The sequence below is a fragment of the Nocardia sp. NPDC051981 genome (assembly GCF_040680715.1).
In the GTDB taxonomy this organism is placed as follows: Bacteria; Actinomycetota; Actinomycetes; order Mycobacteriales; family Mycobacteriaceae; genus Nocardia.
Window position 1 is genome coordinate 707,239 of record NZ_JBFAXK010000001.1, and the last position, 23,241, is coordinate 730,479.

21 protein-coding genes are annotated in these 23,241 nt (G+C 67.8%); 8 read left to right on the plus strand and 13 right to left on the minus strand.

Translation table 11 applies throughout. The features are described 5' to 3' along the window. Positions 1-103: 103 nt before the first annotated feature. Entirely contained in the window at positions 104-799 is a 696-nt protein-coding gene (locus AB0L60_RS03005) for a maleylpyruvate isomerase family mycothiol-dependent enzyme (RefSeq protein ID WP_364606234.1), read from the minus strand. A gap of 75 nt (positions 800-874) precedes the next feature. Next, positions 875-2,071, minus strand: a complete 1,197-nt coding sequence (locus tag AB0L60_RS03010; protein ID WP_364606237.1) for a glycosyltransferase — start codon at positions 2,069-2,071, stop codon at positions 875-877. A gap of 94 nt (positions 2,072-2,165) precedes the next feature. Between AB0L60_RS03010 and AB0L60_RS03015 the strand changes: the two genes are divergently transcribed. Next, positions 2,166-2,579, plus strand: a complete 414-nt coding sequence (locus tag AB0L60_RS03015) for a VOC family protein (RefSeq protein ID WP_364606240.1) — start codon at positions 2,166-2,168, stop codon at positions 2,577-2,579. Between the two features lie 69 nt (positions 2,580-2,648). After that, complete coding sequence (locus tag AB0L60_RS03020) at positions 2,649-4,235, plus strand: acyl-CoA synthetase (protein ID WP_364606243.1); 1,587 nt, start codon at positions 2,649-2,651, stop codon at positions 4,233-4,235. 12 nt (positions 4,236-4,247) lie between these two features. On the opposite strand, the gene AB0L60_RS03025 is transcribed toward AB0L60_RS03020, so the two are convergent. The 4 genes from AB0L60_RS03025 to AB0L60_RS03040 form a co-directional block, all read right to left on the minus strand. Further along, positions 4,248-4,892, minus strand: coding sequence for a hypothetical protein (locus AB0L60_RS03025; RefSeq protein WP_364606246.1), 645 nt, complete (start codon positions 4,890-4,892; stop codon positions 4,248-4,250). A gap of 329 nt (positions 4,893-5,221) precedes the next feature. Then, positions 5,222-6,217, minus strand: a complete 996-nt coding sequence (locus AB0L60_RS03030) for a sigma-70 family RNA polymerase sigma factor (protein ID WP_364606249.1) — start codon at positions 6,215-6,217, stop codon at positions 5,222-5,224. Between the two features lie 105 nt (positions 6,218-6,322). After that, on the minus strand, positions 6,323-7,972 hold the full coding sequence (locus AB0L60_RS03035) for an acyl-CoA synthetase (protein WP_364606252.1): 1,650 nt from the start codon (positions 7,970-7,972) through the stop codon (positions 6,323-6,325). 253 nt (positions 7,973-8,225) lie between these two features. Continuing rightward, on the minus strand, positions 8,226-9,272 hold the full coding sequence (locus AB0L60_RS03040; RefSeq protein ID WP_364606255.1) for an LLM class F420-dependent oxidoreductase: 1,047 nt from the start codon (positions 9,270-9,272) through the stop codon (positions 8,226-8,228). 92 nt (positions 9,273-9,364) lie between these two features. Between AB0L60_RS03040 and AB0L60_RS03045 the strand changes: the two genes are divergently transcribed. From AB0L60_RS03045 to AB0L60_RS03060, 4 genes are read left to right on the plus strand one after another with little or no spacing between them, the layout of a single operon-like run. Beyond that, positions 9,365-10,330, plus strand: a complete 966-nt coding sequence (locus AB0L60_RS03045) for an OB-fold domain-containing protein (RefSeq protein ID WP_364606258.1) — start codon at positions 9,365-9,367, stop codon at positions 10,328-10,330. A 17-nt stretch (positions 10,331-10,347) separates the two neighbouring features. After that, positions 10,348-11,382 (plus strand): thiolase domain-containing protein, encoded by a 1,035-nt coding sequence (locus tag AB0L60_RS03050; RefSeq protein ID WP_364606261.1) that lies wholly within the window; start codon positions 10,348-10,350, stop codon positions 11,380-11,382. Further along, positions 11,379-12,545, plus strand: coding sequence for a thiolase domain-containing protein (locus tag AB0L60_RS03055; protein ID WP_354831192.1), 1,167 nt, complete (start codon positions 11,379-11,381; stop codon positions 12,543-12,545). Before AB0L60_RS03050 ends, AB0L60_RS03055 begins: the two co-directional genes overlap by 4 nt. After that, complete coding sequence (locus AB0L60_RS03060; RefSeq protein ID WP_364606266.1) at positions 12,542-12,958, plus strand: nuclear transport factor 2 family protein; 417 nt, start codon at positions 12,542-12,544, stop codon at positions 12,956-12,958. Before AB0L60_RS03055 ends, AB0L60_RS03060 begins: the two co-directional genes overlap by 4 nt. Before the next feature lie 118 nt (positions 12,959-13,076). Here AB0L60_RS03060 and AB0L60_RS03065 read toward each other — a convergent pair whose 3' ends face one another. Beyond that, complete coding sequence (locus AB0L60_RS03065; RefSeq protein WP_364606750.1) at positions 13,077-14,273, minus strand: cytochrome P450; 1,197 nt, start codon at positions 14,271-14,273, stop codon at positions 13,077-13,079. A gap of 206 nt (positions 14,274-14,479) precedes the next feature. Here AB0L60_RS03065 and AB0L60_RS03070 point away from each other — a divergent pair, with 206 nt between their 5' ends. Both AB0L60_RS03070 and AB0L60_RS03075 read left to right on the plus strand, forming a co-directional pair. Further along, positions 14,480-15,646, plus strand: a complete 1,167-nt coding sequence (locus AB0L60_RS03070) for a steroid 3-ketoacyl-CoA thiolase (protein ID WP_364606269.1) — start codon at positions 14,480-14,482, stop codon at positions 15,644-15,646. 358 nt (positions 15,647-16,004) lie between these two features. After that, positions 16,005-16,421 carry a helix-turn-helix domain-containing protein gene (locus tag AB0L60_RS03075; RefSeq protein ID WP_011207048.1) on the plus strand — a complete coding sequence of 139 codons (417 nt, stop codon included), beginning with the start codon at positions 16,005-16,007 and terminating at the stop codon, positions 16,419-16,421. 588 nt (positions 16,422-17,009) lie between these two features. Here AB0L60_RS03075 and AB0L60_RS03080 read toward each other — a convergent pair. From AB0L60_RS03080 to AB0L60_RS03105, 6 genes are all read right to left on the minus strand, one after another. Continuing rightward, positions 17,010-18,041 (minus strand): hypothetical protein, encoded by a 1,032-nt coding sequence (locus tag AB0L60_RS03080; RefSeq protein ID WP_364606272.1) that lies wholly within the window; start codon positions 18,039-18,041, stop codon positions 17,010-17,012. A gap of 19 nt (positions 18,042-18,060) precedes the next feature. Next, on the minus strand, positions 18,061-18,573 hold the full coding sequence (locus AB0L60_RS03085; RefSeq protein ID WP_354831205.1) for an ImmA/IrrE family metallo-endopeptidase: 513 nt from the start codon (positions 18,571-18,573) through the stop codon (positions 18,061-18,063). 10 nt (positions 18,574-18,583) lie between these two features. Then, a complete protein-coding gene (locus AB0L60_RS03090; protein ID WP_364606276.1) occupies positions 18,584-19,939 on the minus strand; it encodes a hypothetical protein in 1,356 nt (451 codons plus the stop codon). Between the two features lie 574 nt (positions 19,940-20,513). Next, positions 20,514-21,593 (minus strand): nitronate monooxygenase, encoded by a 1,080-nt coding sequence (locus tag AB0L60_RS03095; RefSeq protein ID WP_364606279.1) that lies wholly within the window; start codon positions 21,591-21,593, stop codon positions 20,514-20,516. Continuing rightward, positions 21,590-22,348, minus strand: a complete 759-nt coding sequence (locus tag AB0L60_RS03100; RefSeq protein WP_364606282.1) for a CoA-transferase — start codon at positions 22,346-22,348, stop codon at positions 21,590-21,592. The genes AB0L60_RS03095 and AB0L60_RS03100 overlap by 4 nt, the downstream gene beginning before the upstream one ends. Next, positions 22,348-23,226 carry a CoA-transferase gene (locus tag AB0L60_RS03105; protein WP_354831215.1) on the minus strand — a complete coding sequence of 293 codons (879 nt, stop codon included), beginning with the start codon at positions 23,224-23,226 and terminating at the stop codon, positions 22,348-22,350. Before AB0L60_RS03105 ends, AB0L60_RS03100 begins: the two co-directional genes overlap by 1 nt. Positions 23,227-23,241 lie beyond the last annotated feature (15 nt).

Here is a 23,241-nt window from a genome sequence, read left to right on the forward strand (position 1 = left end):
CCAACTCCCGGAGACTCGGCCGAACCCTGCACTGCGGCCGACGGCGAGGCGGTGGCTCCCATACCGGCCACCACCTCGCCGTTTTTCTTTGTCCGGGAACGGTTTACGGCACCAGCGGACCGGCGAGCACCCGCTCCCCCGCCGCCCAATTGCCCTGCCAGGTCAGCGCCGCATCGTTAGCGGGCTTGCGCTGCCACAGCGCCAGCAGCAGATCCGAAGCGGTGCCGGAGATTTCGGCGACCGGGGTGCCCGGGCCATAGGTCCAGCTCTCACCGGTATCGGCGGCGCGGACCCTGATCGCCACCTCGGGCTCGCTCGCCAGCCCACGCTGAATCATGCGCGGCGCGAACAGTTCGAAGACCTCCGCGATGCCGTCGGCGGCCTGCGCCGGATCGAATTCCTCCGCGATGCCGAGCGCGTTCTTGCCGTCCCACACGTGCATGAGGGTCTCCTGGGCGCGGCGGCGCTGCCAGAACCCGACCGTGCGCGGCAGCAGCTTGGTGAAGGTCCAGGCCGGGGTCTCCGGGGCGACCGACACCGCCTCGAGCAGGGCCTGCGTGGTCTCGTCGTACCAGGCCCGCAGCTCGACGGGATCCTTCGGAGCGGGTTCGCCCTGATAGTCGCCGCGGCCCTCCCGGATGCCGGTGACCACCCACAGATTGCCCTGGCCGACATGGTCGACCAGGTCGTAGAAGGTCCAATCCCCGCAACTTTGAACCGGTGCGGCCAGATCGGCCCCCGGCGTGATCAGCTCTCCGAGCTCGCTCAATTTCTCGCGCAAAATGGCCACGAAATCCATGCGGCTCACGCTAACCAGCGAAAACCCGGCCTGCCAGCCATATGCGGCCGGTCGAACGCGAAATCCGGCCGAACATCAGGATTCGAATCCACGGACGGAGGAGATGCGCTCACCCACCGGGTCGTGATGATCCGTCGACGGTTCCAGTTCGTACAGCAGGGCCTCGCCGCGCGCGTCGTGGCGGATGGCGCGGCCCAGTTCGGCCGCGGCCCGGTAGTGGGCCGGGGTGCGCAGGACGTGGCGGATCGCGCGGGCGATGCGCTGCGGGGTCGCGGTGCGCGGCACCGTGATTCCGGCATGGTGGGCGCGGACGCGCGCGGCATTGTCGGCATTGTCGCGGCCGTGCGGCAGGACCACGACCGGGAGGTCGGCGGCGAAGGACTTCATCAGGGTGCCGTGGCCGCCGTGGGTGACGACCAGGCTGGCATGCCGCATGATTTCGCGGTGCCCGGCGGCGCGCAGCACTGTCACGTTCGGCGGGGCGCGCAGCTCGTCCGGGTCGACGGCGGGGCCGGTGGTGATGACGCCGCGCACCGGGAGCTGGCCCAGGGCGTCGGAAATGCGCTGCAGGCAATCGGTTTGGCGTTGAAAGGTGGTGGACAGCGCGACCAGGACGAGCGGGTCGCCGCCGTCGGTCTGCGTCCACGTGGCGCCCTCGACCCAATCCGGCTCGTCGAGGATCGGGCCGACCCAGCGCACCCCGTCGGGCCCCTGCCCCGGGAAGTCGAACGCCGCACTGGACAGCACCAGCTGCCGGCGCGCCAGCCGCGCCTGATCCTGATAGTGGGCCAGCCGCTCCAGCCCGAAATCCGCGCGCAGGGCATTGAGCTTCGGGAGCAGTTCCTCGTCCCAGCGCCGCTGCACCAGCGAGCCCACCACCCGGTCGCGCAACCGGCCCAGTGGCCCGTGCGCCTTGCCGAAGCCGGAACCCGGCGGCGGGCCACCCTCCACTGGCAGCGGGTAGATGCCGGGGATGAGCACCGAGAAGGGCACCTCACAGGCCTGCGCCGCGACCATGGCCCCGAAGGCGAAGAAGGAGGCCAGCACCAGATCGGGTCGCTCGGCATCGATTTCGTCGGCGGTGTCGCGGGCGAATCCGGCCCCCGCGCGCGGGCGCAGCCGCGCGCCCGTGGCCGTCACCGGGCCGGTAAGCGATTCCTCCGCCAGCACCGTCACCCGATGGCCACGCCGCACCAGACGCCGCACCACACCCAGCTCCGGTGGAACCGTTCCGCCGCTTCCGGTGAGGGCGACCAGGTAGCTGTGAGTCATCGGGCACCTCCCTCAGTCACTCTTGCACGACCGATGAGTTTTCCGCACCCGCTTCGTCCCCATCAGTACATCGAATGAGAGGGATCGACCCGCCATGCCGAGCAAGATGATCTTCATCAATCTGCCCGTCGCCGACCTGGACCGGTCCAAGCGCTTCTACGAGGCCGTGGGCTGGAAGGTGAACCAGGACTTCACCGACGGCAATGCCGCCTGCATCGTGGTCGACGACAACATCTGCGTCATGCTGCTGACCTACGACTTCTTCACCACCTTCGGCACCCGCCCCCTCGGCGACACCCGCGGCACCGTCAACGGTGTCTACGCCCTGGCGCTGTCCAGCCCCCACGAAGTGGACAGCCTCGTCGAAGCGGCCCTCCAGGCCGGCGGCACCGAAGAACTCAGCCCCGACCGCCGCGCCCAGGAAGCCGAGGTGGGCATGTACAGCCGTACCTTCCTCGACCTCGACGGCCACCAGTGGGAGCCCTTCCACATGGCCTACCCCGCCTGACCGCCGATCGGCAGCTTCCTGCCATCCGATGAAGTGTCGGTTCACCCGGGTGCGAACCAGGGTGAACCCATGGCTTTCAATGTTGCAGACCTGTTCGAGCACGCCGTCGACGCGGTCCCGGAGCGGATCGCCCTGATCTGCGCCGACCGGCAATTCACCTACCGCGAACTGGACGAGCGGGCCAACCGGCTCGCGCACCACCTGGCCGCCCGCGGCATCGGCGCGGGCGATCACGTCGGCGTGTACTCACGCAATTCGGCCGAGGCGCTGGAAACGATGCTCGCGACCTACAAACTGCGGGCGGTGTCGGTGTGCGTCAACTATCGCTACGTGGCCGACGAGGTGCGCTACATCGTCGAGAACGCGGATCTGAAAGCCCTTGTCCACGAGGCGCAGTACGGCGCCATCGTCGCCGAGGTCCTGGCTGCGGTGCCGTCCGTGACCGAGGTGCTCGCGATCGGACCCGACTACGACGCGGCGCTGGCCGCGCAGTCGCCGGACCGCGATTTCGGTCCGCGCAGCGGCGAGGACCTGTACATCCTCTACACCGGCGGCACCACCGGCATGCCCAAGGGCGTGATGTGGCGGCACGAGGACGTCTGGCGGACGCTCGGCGGCGGCATCAATCATGTGACCGGTGAGTATGTCTCGGACGAATGGGAATTGGCCGCCTCTGCGAAGTCCGCGCCGACCGGAATGGTCATGGCCCCGCTCTCGCCTCTCATCCACGGCGCCGCGCAGTGGGCGGCCTTCATCGCCCTGAACTCCGGTGGCACCGTGGTCTTCGTGCCACAGTTCGATGCGCACGAGGTGTGGCGGGTAGTCGAGCGGCACCGGGTCAATGTGCTCACCGTGGTCGGTGATGCCATGGCCAAACCGCTGCTGGAGGCGTATCACGAAGGGCACTACGAGGTTTCGTCCCTGTGGGCGTTCAGCAGCCACGCCGCGCTGTTCTCGCATTCGCTCAAACAGCAGTACCTCGACACCTTCCCGAACCTGTTCATCACCGACGTGATCGGCTCCTCGGAGAGTGGCAGCACCGGATTGTCCGTGGTCACCAAGGATTCCGACCACACACAGGGCCCGCGGGTGAAGTTCAGTGCGCAGGCCGTCCTGCTCGACGACGACGGCAACCTGGTCGAACCCCGGCCGGGCGCGGTGGGCCGGATGGCGCGGACCGGGCACGTGCCGCTCGGGTATTACAAGGATCCCGAGAAGACGCGGTCGATCTTCGCCGAGGTGAACGGCAAACGCTATGTGGCGCCGGGCGACTACGCGCGCTACGAGGCCGACGGCACCGTCACCCTGCTCGGGCGCGGCTCGGAGTGCATCAACACCGGCGGCGAGAAGGTGTTCCCGGAAGAGGTCGAGACCGCTCTCAAATCCCATCCGGAGGTCTTCGACGCCCTGGTGATCGGCATTCCGCACGATCGCTTCGGACAGGCCGTGGCAGCGGTGGTGCAGCCGCGGCCGGGAGCCTCGCTCGCGCTCGGTGAGCTCGACGCGCACCTGCGCAGCAGGATCGCGGGATACAAAGCACCCCGGGGGTATTGGCTGGTCGACGAGGTCATGCGGCAGCCCAGCGGCAAGGCGAATTATCCCGCCGCCAAGCGGTATGCGGCCGAGCATGCCGAAGGGATGCGCAGTCCCCACTGACCGGGTGTGCGGTCAGCTGCTCAACAGCCCGAGGTCACGCACCCGTACCCCGAGCTGGAATCGGGTGCTGACCTCGAAGCGGGCCATCAGCTGCGCGACATAGCGGCGGTAGGTGCGCAGGGACACCCCCAGCGCCCGCGCCGCCGTCTCGTCCTTCGCTCCGGCGTGCAGCTGCTCGATCACCGCGAGTGCCACCGCGTCCAGCCCGCGCTCCCCCAGCTCCAGATGATCACGGAGCTGACGCGCGGAATGCCAGGTGCGGACGGCGAATTGGTGCACCACGCCCAGCAGCGCCGGTTCGGCCACCAGCAGGCCGCGCGGTTGCTGCCCGGGCGCGGCCGACCACAGCGCCGCCCGCTCGCGATCGACGATCAGCACATTGCAGAAGTCGGTGTCGGTGACCCGGATCTGCGAGCCGACCGCGAACTGCCGTAGCACCGACTGCCGTCCGCGCGCGCCCACATAGGCGGCCGACAACAGCAGCCGGACCTGCTTGCCGGCGGCGTGCAGCTGCCGGAAAACCGTATCCTCCGAGCCATATTCGGTCTCCGGGCGGACGGGGCGGGCGATGGCCATGACGACCTCGTGACGCACCCCCACCAGCATGCGGCGCAGATTCTCCGCCCACAGCTCGTCCGCGTGCAGCTCTACCGTCATCACGCACCTCTCGTGAGCACCTGTGGGAGAGCATATTTCGATTCCCGGCCGGCGGGTTCAGCGAACACACCGCCGTGGTCCGCGACCCGGGCACCGCCGAGGTATCAGTGTTCCGGATGGACTGCACGCGCTGGGTGTGACCCAAAACGGGTGAGTCGCCGATCTTGACCGGTGGTGGCGCCGACCGTGAGGGTAGGGGAACCGGCTAGTTCGTGCGGAGCCTCCGATCAACGGCGATCAGCGACGGCCACCGATGTCCTCCGTCTTTCGACGGAGGTTGCGCGCCAAGCCGGTCCACCGGAGCGCGGCGACGGCGTGACAAGCCCGCCCTAGTTCGAGCCCAACTCCATGGGCAGGCCGAACAGCGGGAAGAGCTTCTCGGTGTCGAGGAAGAAGGTGAGACCGGAGATGCGGTCACCGTCGAGTTCGAGAGTGGTGATGGACCACGGGATCCAGCGGCCGGGCTCGTCACTCGGCTTGTAGTGGCCGAAGGCGGGTAGCCCGTTGGCGCCGGCCAGCGGGACCAGGCGGGAGTCGCGGCACGCGTGGCCGGTGCCGAGCATGAAGGCGGCCACGTTCTCGGGACCGGAGATCCACAGCGAGAACGGCGGCATGGACAGGGCCACATCGGCTTTCAGCAGGTCGGTGAGGGCGTCCATGTCGTAGGCCTCGAAGGCCTTGACGAAATCGTCGACGAGTTTGCGCTGCTGCTCGTTGCTCTCGTCGAAGGGGTCCGAGACCGTGGCCGTCTCCTGCACCTTCGACATGGTGGCGCGGGCCCGCTGCAGGGCGCTGTTCACCGAGGCCGGGGAGACATTGAGCATGTCGGCGGTCTCGCCCGCCGAGAAGCGCAGCACCTCGCGCATGATCAGGATGGCGCGCTGACTGGCCGGCAGATGCTGCACCGCCGCGACGAAGGCCAGGCGCAGCGTGTCCTTCGTGCTGGCGGCCTCGGCCGGATCGGCGCCGAAGGCGAGGGCGTTCGGAATCGGTTCCACCCACACGTAATCCGGCTCCGGCGCGGGCAGCTGCGAATCGGGGGTCGAGGGACCGTTGAGATCCATGGGTCTGGCGCGGCGTTGCGGACCGTCCACCATGTCCAGACAGACATTGGTGGTGATCTTGTACAACCAGGACCGCAGACTGGACCGGCCCTCGAAGGAGTCGTAGGACTTCCACGCCCGCGTGAAGGTCTCCTGCACCGCGTCCTCGGCTTCGAACGAGGACCCGAGCATTCGATACGCGTAGGCGCACAGCTCCCGCCGATGCCCCTCGAAAGACCGCAGTACATCGTCGGAAACGGTGCCGGCCACCTTCTCGCTCATGACAGACAGCGTCGCACAGCCCACCGACAAGAAACACCCGCGAAAAGGCTGGTGCCCGTCTGCGATCGCAGACGGGCACCGGCACACACCACGAGCTGAGCCGCGTTACTTGGTGTTCGAGGCCTGGGCGTGGTGATCGGCCTCGCGGGCCTCGGTCTGCGCCTTGGCCCACTTGTAGTCCGGCTTGCCCGCGGGCGAGCGCTTGATCTCGTCCACGAACCACAGGCTGCGCGGCATCTTGTAGGAGGAGATCTCCTTGACCAGGGTCGGGCGCAGCTCCTCCAGCGTCGGGCGGGCGCCGCCGCGGCACTGCACGACCGCGACCACCCGCTGGCCCCAGCGCTCGTCCGGCACGCCGACCACGAGCGCGTCGAAGATCTCCGGGTGTGCCTTGAGCGCGCCCTCGACCTCTTCGGGGTAGATCTTCTCGCCGCCGGAGTTGATCGACACCGAGCCGCGGCCCAGCATGGTGACGGTGCCGTCCTCCTCGACGCGGGCGAAGTCGCCGGGGATGGAGTAGCGAACGCCGTTGAACACCTTGAAGGTTTCGGCGGTCTTGACCGGGTCGTTGTAGTAGCCGAGCGGGATGTTGCCGGTCCGCGCCAGCATGCCGACCTGGCCGGAGCCGGGCGCGACCTCGTTGCCGTCCTCGTCGATCACCTTGGTGGAGCCGTCGATCTTCACCCGCGGGCCGCCGGTGTGCGTGGCGCCCTTGGCCGCCACGGCCAGACCGCCGAAGCCGGTCTCCGAGGAGCCGATGGAGTCGGTGATGAGCGCGTTCGGGAAGTTCTCGATGAACTGGTCCTTCAGTGCGGGCGAGAACAGCGCCGCGCTGCTGGCCAGCACCCACAGGCTCGAATGCTGGTACGCCTCACCGGTTTCCGCATTGCCCTCGGCCAGCGCGTCCAGCATCGGACGGGCCATGGCATCGCCGGTAATGAAGATCATGTTGACACCGTGCCGCTGAATCGCCTGCCACACACCGTGTCCGCTGAACTCCGGCAGCATGACGGCCTTGCCGCCGTCGAACAGGCTGTGCAGGGTCGCGGTGAACGCGCCGCCGTGGATCAGCGGCGGAATCGGATAGCGCACCATCGGCGAGTTGCCGCTCGCGCCGCCCTTGGACTGCTCCCACTCGTCCTGGATGAATTCACCGGTGTAGAAGTTGATGCCGCCGCCGAGGACGCGCCACCAGTCCTCCTGCCGCCACATGACGCCCTTGGGCATGCCGGTGGTACCGCCGGTGTAGATCATCATGATGTCGTCGGAGGAACGCTCGCCGAAATCGCGCTCGCCGCGCGAGCCGGCCAGCGCCGCTTCGTATTCCACCGCGGTCGGGGGCAGCGGCAGGTCGGTGCCGTCCTCGACGGTGACGACCGCCTTGATCTTCGGCACGTTCGGCAGCACATTGGCCACCTTGTCGCTGTACCGCCGCTCGTGAATGAGCGCGACCATGTCCGAGTTCTCGAAGATGTACTGCAACTCGTTCTCGACGTAGCGGTAGTTCACGTTGATCATGACTGCCCGCGCCTTGAAGATGGCCACCATGGCCTCCACGGCCTCAATGGTGTTGCGCGAGTACACGCCGACCTTGTCACCCGGCTGCACACCCTGATCCTGCAGGTAGTGCGCCAGCCGGTTGGCTCGGTCCTCGAGCTCGGCGTAGGTCACCGAACGAGCGTCGTCAACCAGCGCGACACGTTCCGGCATGAGGTCGATGGTGTGCTCGACAAGGTCCGCAATGTTGTAGCTCACTGCTTCAAAATAGAACGTGTTCTTGTGTGTGACAAGCCACAGATTCGGCTTTGGTCAGTGACTGGATGTGCCCCCCGTCACACCCTACGGCGACTTACGCCGAATTGGAACAGATGCGAAAGGGCGCGACCCACCCACCGGGGCGCGCCCTTTCCAACCGGCCGCGAAGCGCTTCTACGAGGCCGGATTTCTGGAACTAGTTCTACGACCGAATCGGTATCCCCGCGACCGAATCAGTGTCCCTGCGACCGACTCAATGCCCCTGCGACTCGATCAGCGGACGCAGCGCCTCGAACTGCGCCAGGTCGCGGACACCCACGAGCATCATGGTGACGCCGGCCTGCTCCCATACCTTCAGCTGCTCACGCACCTGCGCCTCGTTGCCGATGATGGTGGTGTCGAGGATCAGCTCGTCGGGCACGACCGCCGCGGCCTCCTCCTTGCGGCCGGTGCGGAACAGCCGGGTGATCTCGTCCACCTGCTCGCCATAGCCCATGCGCCGGTACACCTCGGCGTGGAAGTTGAGTTCCTCGGCGCCCATGCCGCCGATGTAGAGCGCCATGAACGGGCGCAGCCGATCCAGTTCGGCCCTGGGGTCGTCGGTCAGGATCACCTGCGCGGTGGCGGCGATCTCGAAGTCCTCACGCGAGCGCCGCGCGCCCGGGCGCGAGAACCCCTCGTCGAGCCACTCGTTGTACATGTCGGCCAGCCGCGGCGTGTAGTAGATGGCCAGCCAGCCGTCCGCGATCTCCGCGGTCAGCGCCACGTTCTTGGGACCCTCCGCGCCGAGCCAGATCGGCAGGTCCGCGCGCAGCGGGTGGGTGATGGGCTTGAGCGGCTTGCCGAATCCCGTTGCGCCCGATCCGGAGTACGGCAGCGGGTAGTGCGGGCCCGCACTGGTCACCTTCCCCTCGCGGGCCAGCACCTGCCGCACGATCGAGACGTACTCGCGGGTGCGGGCCAGCGGCTTGGCGAACGGCTGCCCGTACCAGCCCTCCACCACCTGCGGACCGGAGACGCCGAGTCCGAGGATGTGCCGGCCGCCGCTGAGGTGGTCGAGGGTCAGCGCGGCCATGGCGGTCGCGGTCGGGGTGCGCGCCGACATCTGCACGACGGAGGTGCCCAGCCGGACCCGGCTGGTGTCCGAGCCGTACCACGCCAGGGGCGTGAAGGCGTCCGATCCCCAGGACTCCGCGGTGAAGATGGCGTCGAAGCCGGTCTCCTCCGCGGCCAGCACCAGTTCCCGGTGATTGACGGGCGGCTGCGCGCCCCAATATCCCAGCTGCAAACCAAAGCGCATTTTCATGTCCTTCCTAGAACATCCGGGGCTGGTCGCCAGGCCCGCAGCCCGTACTCTTGCCACCGTCACTAGAACCTGTTCTACTCGATCTCGTGACTCTGGGGAACACCGAAATACTGTCCGCACCGCTGCGGATGCAATTCGACTACACCCGCTCCACCGGTCCGATCATCGGTCGCTTCCTCACGGAACTGCGATCCGGCAAGGTCGTCGGGGTGCGGGGTTCCGATGGGCGCGTGATCGTGCCGCCCGCGGAATTCGATCCGGCCACCGGCGAGGCGCTGTCGGAGTTCGTCGACGTGTCCGACGTCGGCACCGTCCAGACCTGGTCGTGGGTGGCCGAGCCGCTGCCCGGCCAGCCCTTCGACCGGCCCTTCGCCTACGCGCTGATCAAGCTGGACGGCGCGGACACCGCCATCCTGCACGCGGTGGATGTGGCCTCCCCGGCCGACATCGCCACCGGGATGCGGGTGCGGGCACGCTGGGCCGCCGAGCGCACCGGCGACATCCACGACATCGCGGCCTTCGAACCGGGTGAGACCTCCACGGCCCCGGCCGATTCCGCGAGCGACCTCGAACCGGTGACCGGCATCGTGACCCCGGTCGACTTCTCCATCAAGCACACCGCCGCCCCGCAGGAAGCCGTCTTCCTGAAGGCGCTCATGGAGGGCCGCCTGCTCGGCGCCCGCGCCCGGATGGACGGCAAGGTGTACTTCCCGCCGCGCGGCGCCGACCCGCGCGACGGCTCGCCGACCGACGACTACGTCGAGGTGTCCGACAAGGGCATCGTGACCACCTTCTGCATCGTGAACGTGCCGTTCATGGGCCAGCGCCTCAAGCCCCCGTACGTGGCGGCCTACGTGCTGCTCGACGGCGCCGACATCCCCTTCCTGCACCTGGTGCTCGGCGTCGAGGCGAGCGAGGTCCGGATGGGTATGCGAGTGGAGGCGGTGTGGAAGCCGCGCGAGGAGTGGGGCCTGTCCATGGCCAATATCGACCACTTCCGGCCCACCGGCGAACCCGACGCCGACTACGACAGCTTCGCGCACCACCTGTAGAGAGGCGCTGAACCACCTTGAACCACAAGGCAACTGACATCGCGGTCGTGGGCTTCGCGCACGCGCCGCACGTGCCGGAGACCTTCGGCACCACCAATGGCGTCGAGATGCTCGCGCCCTGCTTCCAGGAGCTCTACGCCAAGCTCGGCATCGGGGTCTCCGACATCGGCTTCTGGTGCTCCGGTTCCTCGGATTACCTTGCCGGACGCGCCTTCTCGTTCATCTCGGCCATCGACTCCATCGGCGCGGTGCCGCCGATCAACGAGTCGCACGTGGAGATGGACGCCGCCTGGGCGCTGTACGAGGCGTGGGTGAAACTGCGCTCCGGGCAGGCCGAGACGGCCCTGGTGTACGGCTTCGGCAAGGCCTCGGCCGGTACCCTCCGCCAGATCCTCACCCTGCAGACCGACCCGTACCTGGTCGCGCCGCTGTGGCCGGACTCGGTGTCCATCGCCGGCCTGCAGGCCCGCGCGGGCCTGGACGCGGGCCGCTGGACCGAGGCGGACATGGCCGCGGTGGCCGCGCGCAGCACCGGCTCCGACGCCGAAAAGCTGCTGGCCGCGCCGAAGGTCGCCGATCCCTTCCGCGCCCATGACATCGCGCCCATCACCGACGGCGCGGCCGCCATCGTGCTGGCCGTGGGCGATCGCGCCCGCGAGCTGTGCGAGCGTCCGGCCTGGCTGACCGGAATGGCCCACTACATCGACACCCCGGTGCTGGGTGCGCGCGACCTGACGGTCTCGGCCTCGGCCAAGAAGGCGGCCGACGCCCTCACCGGCGGCGACGCGAGCGGCTTCGACATCGCCGAGCTGCACGCGCAGTTCAGCCACGAGGAGCTGATCCTGAAGCAGGCCATCGGCCTGAACGGCACCACCCGGATCAATCCGTCCGGCGGTCCGCTGTCGGGCAATCCGATGTTCGCCGCGGGCCTCGAGCGCATCGGCTTCGCCGCCACCGAAATCATCAACGGCACCGCGAATCGCGCACTGGCCCATGCCAGTTCGGGGCCCGCGCTGCAGCAGAACCTGGTTGCCACCCTGGAGGCACGATGACTTTCCCCGCCGCGGTGCTCGGCACCGGACAAACCCATCACGTGACCAAACGGTCGGATGTATCCATGGGGGGCATGGTCCGCGAGGCCATCGACCGCGCCCTGGTGGACTCCGGCCTGACCATGGCCGATATCGACGCCGTGGTGGTCGGCAAGGCCCCCGACTTCTTCGAGGGCTCCATGATGCCGGAGCTGTTCCTCGCGGATGCCCTGGGCGCCACCGGAAAACCGCTGCTCCGAGTGCACACCGCCGGTTCGGTGGGCGGCTCGACCGCGATCGTCGCGGCCAACCAGGTGCAGGCCGGCGTGTACGGCAAGGTGCTGGCCATCGCGTGGGAGAAGCAGTCGGAGTCCAACGCCATGTGGGCGCTGTCGAATCCGGTGCCGTTCACCATGCCGGTCGGCGCGGGCGCGGGCGGCTACTTCGCCCCGCACGTGCGCGCCTACATCCGCCGCTCCAACGCCCCGCTGCACGTGGGCGCCATGGTCGCGGTGAAGGACCGCCGCAACGGCGCGCGCAATCCGTTCGCGCATCTGCACCAGCCCGACATCACCCTGGAATCGGTGATGTCCTCCCAAATGCTCTGGGACCCCATTCGTTTCGACGAGACCTGCCCGTCCTCGGACGGCGCCTGCGCCATCGTGATCGGTGACGAGGCGTCCGGCAAGGCCGTGGAGGCACAGGGCAAGAAGGTGGCCTGGGTGCACGGCACCGCCATGCGCACCGAACCGCTCGCCTACGCCGGCCGCGACCAGGTCAACCCCAAGGCCGGTCAGGAAGCCGCCAAGGCGCTGTGGAAGCAGGCCGGGATCACCAACCCGCTCGAGGAGATCGACGCGGCCGAGATCTATGTCCCCTTCTCGTGGTTCGAGCCCATGTGGCTGGAGAACCTGGGCTTCATGCCCGAGGGCGAGGGCTGGAAGCTCACCGACGCCGGGGAGACCGCCATCGGCGGGAAGCTGCCGGTCAACCCCTCCGGCGGCGTGCTCTCCTCCAACCCGATCGGCGCCTCCGGCATGATCCGCTTCGCCGAGGCCGCCAAGCAGGTCATGGGCCGGGCCGGCGACTACCAGGTGGAGAACGCCCGCAAGGCCTACGGCCACGCGTACGGCGGTGGCTCGCAGTACTTCTCGATGTGGGTCGTCGGGAGTGAGCAGCCGTGACCACCACGACCGAACACCCGGCCCGGGTAGCGGGCACGGCGTCGCAGGCCGCGGTGCGGGCGAAGAACAAGCAGGCCTGGTTGGCGCTGTTCGCCGCCGACGGGATCGTGGAGGACCCCATCGGGCCGTCCTTCTTCGATCCCGAGGGCGTCGGGCACCGCGGCGCGGAAGCCATCGCGGCCTTCTGGGACAAGGCGATTGCCCCCACCGAGTCCATCGAGTTCCTCTTCGACGACTCCTTCGCCTGCGGTCGTGAGGTGGCCTACACGGGCCGCATCCGCACCACCATGAGCGGTCATATCGTCGACGCGGAAGGCGTCTTCACCTACAAGGTCGACGAGGACGGGAAAATCCTTGCCCTGCGCGCCTTTTGGGAGACCGAGCGCGCCATGTCGACGATGAAGAAGGCCTAGACCCCCGGCCGGCATACAAAAGACGAAGCGGGCGACTGGATTCCTCCAGTCGCCCGCTTCCTTTTTCTCCGCCCCGAGGAGTGAGAGGGGGAACGGGGCGGATCAAATCATCTGCGGCTCAGTGCTTCACGGGGCAGGTCTGGTAGTCGACCTGGAATTCCTTGATGCCATTGAGCCAGCCGGACTGCAGCCGTCGCGGATCTCCGAGCTTGGAGATGTCGGGCATGTGGTCGGCGATGGCATTGAAGATGATCTCGATCTCGAGCCGGGCCAGGTTCGCGCCGATGCAGAAGTGCGCGCCGGTGCCGCCGAAGGACAGGTGCGGGTTCGGATCACGCAGGATATTGAAGGTGTACGGATCCTCGAACACCTCCTCGTCGAAGTTGGCCGAGCGGTAGGACAGCACGACCCGCTGACCCTTCTTGATCTGCACGCCACTGACCTCAACGTCCTCGAGCGCGGTGCGCTGGAACGAGCTGACCGGGGTGGCCCAGCGGATGATCTCGTCGGCGGCGGTCTTGGGCCGCTCCTTCTTGAAGAGCTCCCACTGGTCCGGGTTCTCCATGAACGCGATCATGCCGTGCGTGGTGGCATTGCGGGTGGTCTCGTTGCCCGCGACGGCCAGCATCATGACGAAGAAGCCGAATTCCTCCGGCAGCAGCGCCTCGCCGTCCATGTCGGCATTGATGAGCTGGGTGACGATATCGTCGGCCGGGCAGGCCCGGCGGGCCTCGGCCATTTGGTACGAGTAGCCGAGGATCTCGGTGGAGGCGACCACCGGGTCGGCGTCGCTGTCCGGATCGTCGTAGCTGGTCATGTCGTTGGACCACTTGAACAGCTTCATGCGGTCTTCCTGCGGCACGCCGATCAGTTCGGCGATGGCCTGCAGCGGCAGCTCGGCGGCCACCTGCTCCACGAAGTCACCGGTGCCGGCGTCGGCGGCGGCCTTCACGATGGCCTCGGCCCGGGCGGTCAGCTCGGCCCGCAGGCCGTTGATGACGCGCGGGGTGAAGCCCTTGGAGATGATCTTGCGGAGCTTGGTGTGCTCCGGGGCGTCCTTGTTCAGCAGGACGAAGCGCTGCAGATCGATCTGCTCGCGCGTGATGTCGTCCTGGAACCGCGGGATGGCGGTGTTCTCATAGGTGGAGAACACGTCGTCGCGCCGCGAGACGGTCTTGACGTCGGCATGCTTGGTGAGCACCCAGAAGCCGTCGTCGGTGAAGCCCCCGACCTCCGGCGACTTGGGGTTCCACCAGATGGGGGCGGTGCGGCGCAGTTCGGCGAGTTCTTCGACCGGGACCCGGTGCGCCCACATCTCCGGGTCGGTGACATCGAATCCATCCGGCACATTGGGCCGGGCTGCAGTGTCGACCACCAGCAGTCTCCTTTGACCAACTGAAACACGTTCTACCGATATTGAAGCACAGGAGGTAAAACAAGAGAAGGGACTAGGTAATGGTCCGGAACAGACTTACGTTACTGGTTGTGAACTCGTTGCAGTTCTAATCCGGAAGGAAAGACATGGGTACTCCCGTCATCGTCGAGGCCGCCCGCACGCCCATCGGCAAGCGCAATGGCTGGCTGGCCGGCCTGCACGCCGCCGAGCTGCTGGGCGCGGCACAGCAGGGCGTGCTCGAGCGCGCGGAACTGAATCCGGCGCTGGTCGAACAGGTCGTCGGCGGCTGCGTCATGCAGGTCGGCGAGCAGGGCAACAACGTCACCCGCACCGCCTGGCTGCACGCCGGGCTGCCGTGGCAGACCGGTGCGGTCACCATCGACAACCAGTGCGGTTCGGCGCAGCAGGCCGCGGGGCTGGTGGCCGGTCTCATCTCCACCGGCGCCATCGAGGTCGGCATGGCCTGCGGCATCGAGTCCATGAGCCATGTTCCGTTGGGCGCCAACGTCGGAACGCACGCCGGGCCGCGCCGGCCCGCGTCCTGGAACATCGACATGCCCAACCAGTTCGAGGCCGCCGAGCGAATCGCCAAGCGGCGCGGCATCACTCGCGACGATGTCGACGAGCTGGGCGAGCGCTCGCAGCGACTGGCCGCGCAGGCGTGGGCAGAGGGCCGCTTCGACCGCGAGGTGCTGACCATCAAGAACGCGCCGCAGGTCGACAAGGAGGGCAACCTCACCGGCGAGTTCGCCGACATCAGCCGCGACCAGGGTCTGCGCGAGACCACCCGCGAGGGCCTGGCGAAGCTGAAGCCGGTGCTGGAGGGCGGAATTCACACCGCTGGCACCTCCTCGCAGATCTCCGACGGCGCGGCCGCGGTGCTGCTCATGGACGAAAAGGCCGCGCAGCGTGAGGGATTGCGCCCGCGCGCCCGCATCGTGGCGCAGTGCCTGGTGGGCGGCGAGCCCGAATTCCACCTGGATGGTCCGGTGCAGGCGTGCGAGCGACTGCTCGAGCGCAGCGGCATGAGCATCTCCGACATCGACTTGTTCGAGATCAACGAGGCTTTCGCGTCCGTGGTGCTGTCGTGGGCCTCGGTGCACAAGCCGGATTTCGATCGCGTCAACGTCAATGGCGGCGCCATCGCGCTCGGCCACCCGGTCGGCAGCACCGGATCCCGCTTGATCACAACGGCTTTGCACGAGCTGGAGCGCTCGGACAAGACCACCGCCATGGTCCTGATGTGCTGCGGCGGCGCCCTCGCGACGGGCACGATCATCGAACGGATCTAGTCCCTCAATGATTTTCGGCCAGGTTGAACGTTCATCCTGCTGACCGCAAAACGTGGCGTACGCCACACGATCTGCGGCACAGCCAGGAAGATGAGACGGCAGCTATCTTATGGCTACCCGTGGCCCGTCCGGGAAGAGCCTCGCGACGGGCCAGAACCGGGGCTCTTAAGCGCTCGGCAAGAACCGTAGGGTTAGCCCGCAAACGCCCAAGCCACAGCGGGTGAAGCGGATGACCGCCTAGAAGCTTCAAGGAAATCGCGAATCAGGCGTAGGTTTTCAGTTACTGAGCCGCTAATATCAATGATACGTATCCGAGATAACGACTGTTAGTACAGCGAAGGGAATTGGGCGGCTCACAATGGCTGATTTCGCGGCGCGGCTGAACAAGCTGTTCGAAACCGTGCATCCCCCGGGGCGTAAGCCGCACACGAACGCAGAGGTGGCGGCCGCCTTGACGGCATCCGGCCATCCGATCTCGAAACCGTATCTGTCGCAGTTGCGGTCGGGACAGCGCACGAACCCGTCGGATGAGACGGTGGCAGCGTTGGCAAAGTTCTTCAAGGTCAAGCCGGACTACTTCTTCAACGACATCTACGCGGCGAAGATCGATCACGATCTCGAGCTGCTGTCCCAGCTGCAGGGCTACGGACTCCGTCGTCTGTCGAGTAGGGCGTTCGACCTGTCCGAAGAATCTCAGAACCTCCTCACCTCTATGGCGGAGAAGTTGCGGGCAAGCGAAGGACTGCCCGAAATTCCTCCGGACGGCACGGAATAGGCGCTGCCACAGAGCAACACAGTGCGGCTAACTCGGAGGCCGCACTGTGTTGGTTTGTTACAGGGCTTGCTCCGGACTGGACATGGGCGGGTCACCGGCACTGCTTGCAGGGCAGTGCCGGTGACCCGCCGAACCATTCGGTTCGAGTGAAGGATGTTGCACCGGTCTCAGCGTGCTGAGGCCATGTGGCGTAGACCCCTGCGCTGGTGCAGTATGCACAAACCTGGCATAACACCAACTGGGCGAGTCCGGTCGGTCTAATGAGTTGTTTTGTGCACTATGTCGTTTTGTGCACTGTGGATGTTTCGGCCCCCAATGCATCATCCGTGACAAGCAAGAGTGACAACATCTACTGACAAGCAAAGTCCCGTACTGCGCACGACGGGTTCGATGAGACGAAACCTCGGATACGAAGTCTCATCGTGCAGGGCCCGCCGGAATGCCACGCCCTTGGCAATCGCGCGCGGTACGGGACTTGCGCATTTGCGACAAGATCGCAATTGAGCCAGTGATCTCCGCGTGATCAAGTTCGGCGCCCCACCGAGGGGTAATGCGCAGATCCGCCGAATAGTAATGGAAAAGTAATGACTACCGTTGCGCGGAGCCCTGAATCGTGCTCGGTGACGCGACCGCCGTCGCGTCGTAGGCGCGGGCGATGGCCTGCACCCAGCCACGCGGACTGACCCCCGCCGGCGGCGAGATCCACCGACCGTCGATCACCACCTCGCCGAACGGATTCCGCGACCACTCGGCCACCCGCTGCGCGCGCTCGGCCACCGAGACCGGCGGCGCCCCCGCCGCGGCCAGCTCCACCCCGCCACCGGACTGCAGATAGAGCGCGTCCATGATCTGCGCGACCTGATCGGAAGCCCTGAGCTGCGTGCCCGATCCGGTCTGCTCGTGCGCCACCACCTCCGGGAAGCGCGCGATCAGCACCCGGTGCAGGGTGTGAATCTGCTTGAGCAGCAACCGGGCTCGCCACCACAGCTCGATCACGATCCACACCGCGCCGACGGCGATGAGCATGGCCGCGATCTGCCACATCGGCCAGAACCAGCCCTCGTCGCCGGGCTTCGGCATCGGCTCGTCGCGCGCCTGGCGGCGAATCGACATCGCCGCCAGCACACCGACCACCGCGGTACCGGTGGTGTAGAGCGCGATGCCGCGGCCCAGCGTGGTCCAATCCAGGTTGCGCACACCGGTAATCACGATGAACACACACTCCAGCAGCACGATCACCCAGCCGAAGGTCAACGACCAGAGCAGCGTGAGAATCATGGCGACCGCACCGCCGGCGTAGATCATCATGCCGATCTGACGCAGATTGCGACGCGACACCACCGGCCACGCCGCGGCCGCCACCACCGAGGTGGCGGTCGCGAACATGATCCACGCCGCGGTGACCACCCGGTCGCCCAGCCACTGACCGTGCACGCCACCCGGCGCCGAATGGTCAACGGCCAGACCGATTTCCGGCACGCCGACGGTCACCGCCAGCGCCACCGCGGCCACCGCGATCATGATCGCGACCCGCGCGGTGGTCGCCGGTTTCACCAGCACGCGCCCGACGCGTGCACCCGAGGCCATCCACACCAGCATGGCCGTCACCCAGAAGGTCATGCCGCATCCCCTGACTCGGTCATCCCAACGCCTCATCGAATCGAAGGACCGAGACGCCCGCGCCCCGGCTGTTGAACACCCGCAGGCGGGTCATGAGCATGCTGGCGAAAGTCTCTGCCTCCCACTCGCATTGCTCGTCGTCGCCCAGATCGATGGCCTTCTGATGCGCGCGCTGGCTGAGCATGTAGGCGATGAGATCGTCGCTGGCCTCCAGCACCACCTCGGTCGCCGCCTCACCCGGATGGTCGAAGACGATGTGCCCCAGCTCGTGGGCCAGGGTGTGCTCACGACTGGGCAGCGACTGCGCCAGCACGATCACATCCCGGTCCGGATAGCTGCGGCGCTGGCCGCACACGCCCGGACCCAGTTGGGCACTGGCGATCTCGATGATCCGCCGCCGCTCCGCCGAGATGGCGAGCACCACCTCGTCCAGGTCGGTGGCGTCGAAATCGGCGGCCACCGCGCACACCGCGTCCACCGCGGCGGCCACCCGGCGGTAGGACCCGATGCTATGAGCCTTGCTCCCGGTCATCGCGGTCTCCTCATACCCTCGGTCCGAAGAAAGCAGCGCGCGCGGCATCGACGCGTGCCTGGGCCGCGGCCGCGCTCTGGAAGCTCACCGCGCCCGAGCCGGTGCCCACCAGCGCCATGGCGATCAGCCCGCCGATCACCGACAGCGGCTTCCACGGCGGCAGCGGGGTGTTGTTCGAGGTCGGCTTCACATCCGGATTCGGCTGGGCCAGAACGGGAGCGGGCGCCGGCGCGGGGAGCGGCGGAGCCGGTGGCGCGGCAGGTGCGATCTCCGGCTCGGGCAGCGCGGCCGCCGGGGCCACCACGGCGGGCAACTGCGGCACGGCCGGGGGCTGCGGAATCTCCAGCGGCACCGGCGGCACCGCGGGTGCGGCGGGCGGCGGGATGAGCAACAGCAGCAGCGGCGAGGCGCAGACCGCGGCGGAACCGAGCCCCGCCGAACCGAGCCCCGCCGAACCCACCGCAGCCGAACCGAGATCGGCCGAACCCGCGGCGGAACCCGCTCCGGCCGAACCGACACCCGAGCCCGTCGCGGCCGAACCCGCGGCCGAACCCGCTCCGGCCGAACCGACACCCGAGCCCGTCGCGGCCGAACCCGCACCGGAGCCGGCCGAGCCCAGACCGGTGAGCGCACCGACCGCGGAACCCACACCGGCGGAACCGATTCCGGCGGAACCGACCGCGGCCGAACCTGTGCACAACGCGGCCAGCCCGGCCGAACCCGTTGCGGCCGAGCCCACCGCGGCCGAACCTGTTGCGGCCGAACCGGTGCCGAGCAGCAGACCCAGCAGCGCGGAACCGGTGCCCACGCCCGCGGAGCCGACGCCCGCCGAACCCAGGCCGAGCACGCCCGCGGTGCCGAGGCCAGCGGATCCGACAGCGGCGGAACCGGTTCCGAGCGCGGCCGAACCGGTGGCCGCTCCGGCCGACCCGGTACCGGCGACGGCCGAACCCAATCCCGCACCGGCGGAACCGGTTACGGCAGACCCGGCGCCCAGGGCCGCGGAGCCGGTACCGCCCAGCACGGTGCCCAGTCCGGCCGAACCGACCGCGGCCGAGCCCACACCGGCGGAACCGACACCGGCCGAGCCGGTTCCGAGCGCGAGCAGTATGGACAGCAGATCCTGCGGCCCGGCCACCGGGGTCACGGGCCGCGGACGAGTGGCATCGATTGCCCGAGGTGGCGTGACGGCGGGCGCCTGCGGTTGCGAACCGCCGGGCGCGGGCAGGGTCGGATCCTGGCCCGCGGGTACGGGATCGAGCGGGATGCCCCCCGGCTGCGCATCGGCAACCGCGGGCGCGAGCAGCGCCGAACCGGTGACAGCTGCGATCACTGCCACCAGGCGCATTGCACGATCGACGATCATGCGACAGCCATCCCCTCATCAGATACCGCGCGCTTGGCTTCCTCCGCACCAGAGGCACGGAATCCCGATCCGCACCAGGCGGATCGGGACAGGTCTCGAGCTCACACTGTCGCCCCGATTGCCGAACCGTTGCGGAACGCGGCCATCGTACCGGTCACTATGGCAATCCGCGCAAGTCCCCGATTGCATTAGGGGGGCTCACAAACCGTACGCCTGCACGACACCCCACGTACCCAACATCACCAGCGTCCCAGGCCAATTGGCCCGGGCCAGGCCCTTCGGGCCGGATCTCACCGTCGGAACAGCACGACTGTGAGGTCTGAAACCCCGCAATAAAGCTGACAAATCAGGCAAAAAGCAGCTAACTCACAGGTGCCCTGGCCGACCCGGCATGGATCCGCACAAGGCGCCTCAACGTTGCGTCATGGGTCGGCAAAACGCGCGAAGCCGCCCCCGGGCGAGAGGTTCCGGGGACGGCTCGGCGCGCGCCGGATGGGCGCGCGCGAGGATCCGAGGGTTGGCCGGATCCGGGTGCGCGGTCGGGCTGTGGTGGCCGCGCACGTTCGGGGACGCGTCAGGCGGTGGTGGTGACGCGGTAGGTGTTGAGGCTGTCGATGCGCTCGATGGCCTCGGTGATGATGCGGTCGATGAGGTCCTGCACCGTGGGCAGATCGTCGATGATGCCCGCGGCCTGGCCGGAGGCGAGCACACCCGCGTGGGTGTTGCCCTCCACCAGACCGGCTTTCAGCAGCATCGGGGTGTTGGCGGCCATGATGACCTGGGACCAGGTGAGGCCCTTCTGCTTCCGCATGCCGATGCCGTCCTTGATCATGGTCGACCACTTCATGCCGGTCATGCTCTTGAACTTGACGGCGTTCGAGACGGCGGCGGTGAGTCCGCGCAGGCCGCTGGAGTGCTCCAGCTTGTCCACCAGTTCGGTGTTCAGGACGCGGTGCGGCATGCCGTCGACCTTCTTGGAGACGACGGTGTCCTGCAGTCCGCGCTTGAGGTACTCCTGCTTGACCGAGTCCGGGACGCTCGAGTCCTGGGTGAGCAGGAAGCGGGTGCCCATGGCGACGCCGGCCGCGCCGTAGGACAGCGCGGCGGCCAGGCCGCGGCCGTCGAAGAAACCGCCACCGGCGACCACCGGGATGTCGACCGCGTCGAGGACGGACGGCAGCAGCAATGTGGTCGCGACGGAACCGGTGTGGCCACCGCCCTCACCGCCCTGCACGATCACCGCGTCCGCGCCCCAGGAGGCGACCTTGACCGCGTGCTTGGCCGCGCCGATGGACGGCATGACGACCACGCCGTTGTCCTTGAGCTTGGCGATGAGCTCCTTCTTGGGAGCCAGCGCGAAGGAGGCCACCTTCACGCCGTCGCGGATCATCATGTCGATGCGGTCGGGCGCGTCGGACAGGTCGGCGCGGATGTTCACGCCGAAGGGCTTGTCGGTCTTGGCCTTCGTCTTGGCGATGGCCACCTCGAGTTCGTCGAGGGTCATGGTCGCCGAGGCGAGGATGCCGAGGCCGCCCGCGTTCGCGGTGGCCGCGACCAGGCCCGGACCGGCGACCCAGCCCATGCCGGTCTGCACGATCGGGTGCTCGATGCCGACCAGTTCGGTCAGCGGCGTCTTGAGCCGTTGCGCGGTCATGCCGTCACTTCCTTCTCACGGAAGCCCTTGGGGTCCAGCACGGTCCGGATGATGGTGAGCTCTTCCTCGGTGGGCAAACGGGTCTCGCCCGCCTCGGCCAGCCCCGCGATCTCGAACGAGGTGTTCTCCGCGACCTCGTCGGCGGTCACACCCGGGTGCAGCGACAGCGCGCGCAGGGTGTGGTCCGGGCCGTTGAAGTCGAACACGCCCAGGTTCGAGACCACCCGGTGCAGGTGGTGGAAGCGGTAGGCCGGATTCTCGGAATCCACCTTGTCGTAACCGATTCCGGAGACGATGTCGACCTGGTCGACGAACACCCGCCTATTGTGCTTGGGCACGAAGTAGCTGGTGGCGTGGTTGATGGTGTTGCCCGGCGCGCCGCGCACACCGAACATCTGCCGGGTCGGCTGCTGCAGCGGACCGAACGCGGACAGGTTCTGGTTGCCGTACCTGTCGATCTGGTTGGCGCCCATGACCACATGGCGGCGACCGGAATTCACCACATCGAAGACCTTCGAGAACGGAATCCAGCCCTCGATGGGCGCCTTGCCGCCGATCGGCGGGATCTCGGCGAAGAACAGCGCCTCACCGTCGGACAGCAGCAGGTCCGGCTCGAAGGTGAGCCGTGCCAGCCGCGCGCCGATGGTGGTGACGGTGGACATGGGCGAGGCCATGATCTCGCCCGCGCCCCGGAAGATCTCGGCGGCGGCGACGACGCAGATCTCGGCCCGAGTGATCGTGGTGGTGTCTGTCATTACTTCTGCTCCTCGGCGAAAGCCTTGACGGCGGCCTGATATTCGGCCTCGGACACGTCCAGGTAGCGAGCCTTGAACTCGGCCCACGACTCGGGCGTCTTGGCGGCCTCGACATAGTGGCGCTGGAACTTCTCGTCGCGGCCGTAGCTGCCGGAGAAGGTGAAGTGCGCGCCGCCGGGGGCCTCGACCACCCCGTCGACCATCATGCGGTTGAGGATGAGGGCCTGCGTCGGAACGGCTTTCACCAGTTCCTCGGTCTCGATGAGACGGTCCACCGACAGGTAGCGCTTCTCGGCGGAGAGCAGGTACAGGTCGTCCATGTACGGATCGACGCCGGTGTAGGCGGCATTGCCGTGCTTGTCACCCAGGTCCAGGTGCACGAAGGCGGCATCCAGGTTCAGAGCGGGCATGGCGACGAGGGTTTCGCGGCGGCCGTCGGCATCAGCGTACGGGGACTGGACGGTCTCGAGCTCGCCCTCCCAGAAATCGATGACGGCAGAACCCAATCCGGCGCGGATGGGCAGGAACGGCAGGCGGGCCGCGGCGGCCTGCAGACCGCACTTGACCATGCCCTCGTCCATCTCGCGCACGGTGATCGCACCCTCGGTGCGGGCCTTGGCGAACCACGGGTCGTAGAACGGCGCGGAGTCCAGGGACACGAAGCCGTAGTAGGCCTTGCGCACCTTGCCCGCCGAGCACAGCAGGCCCAGATCCGGGCCGCCGTAGGTGACGACGGTCAGATCGGTGATGTCCGAACGCAGCAGGGCGCGCACGAAGGCCATCGGCTTGCGCCGGGAACCCCAGCCGCCGATGCCGATGGTCATGCCGCTGCGGAGCTCGCCGACGACCTCGTCGAGGCTCATTCGCTTGTCGCGCATAGTGTTTCGCCCCTT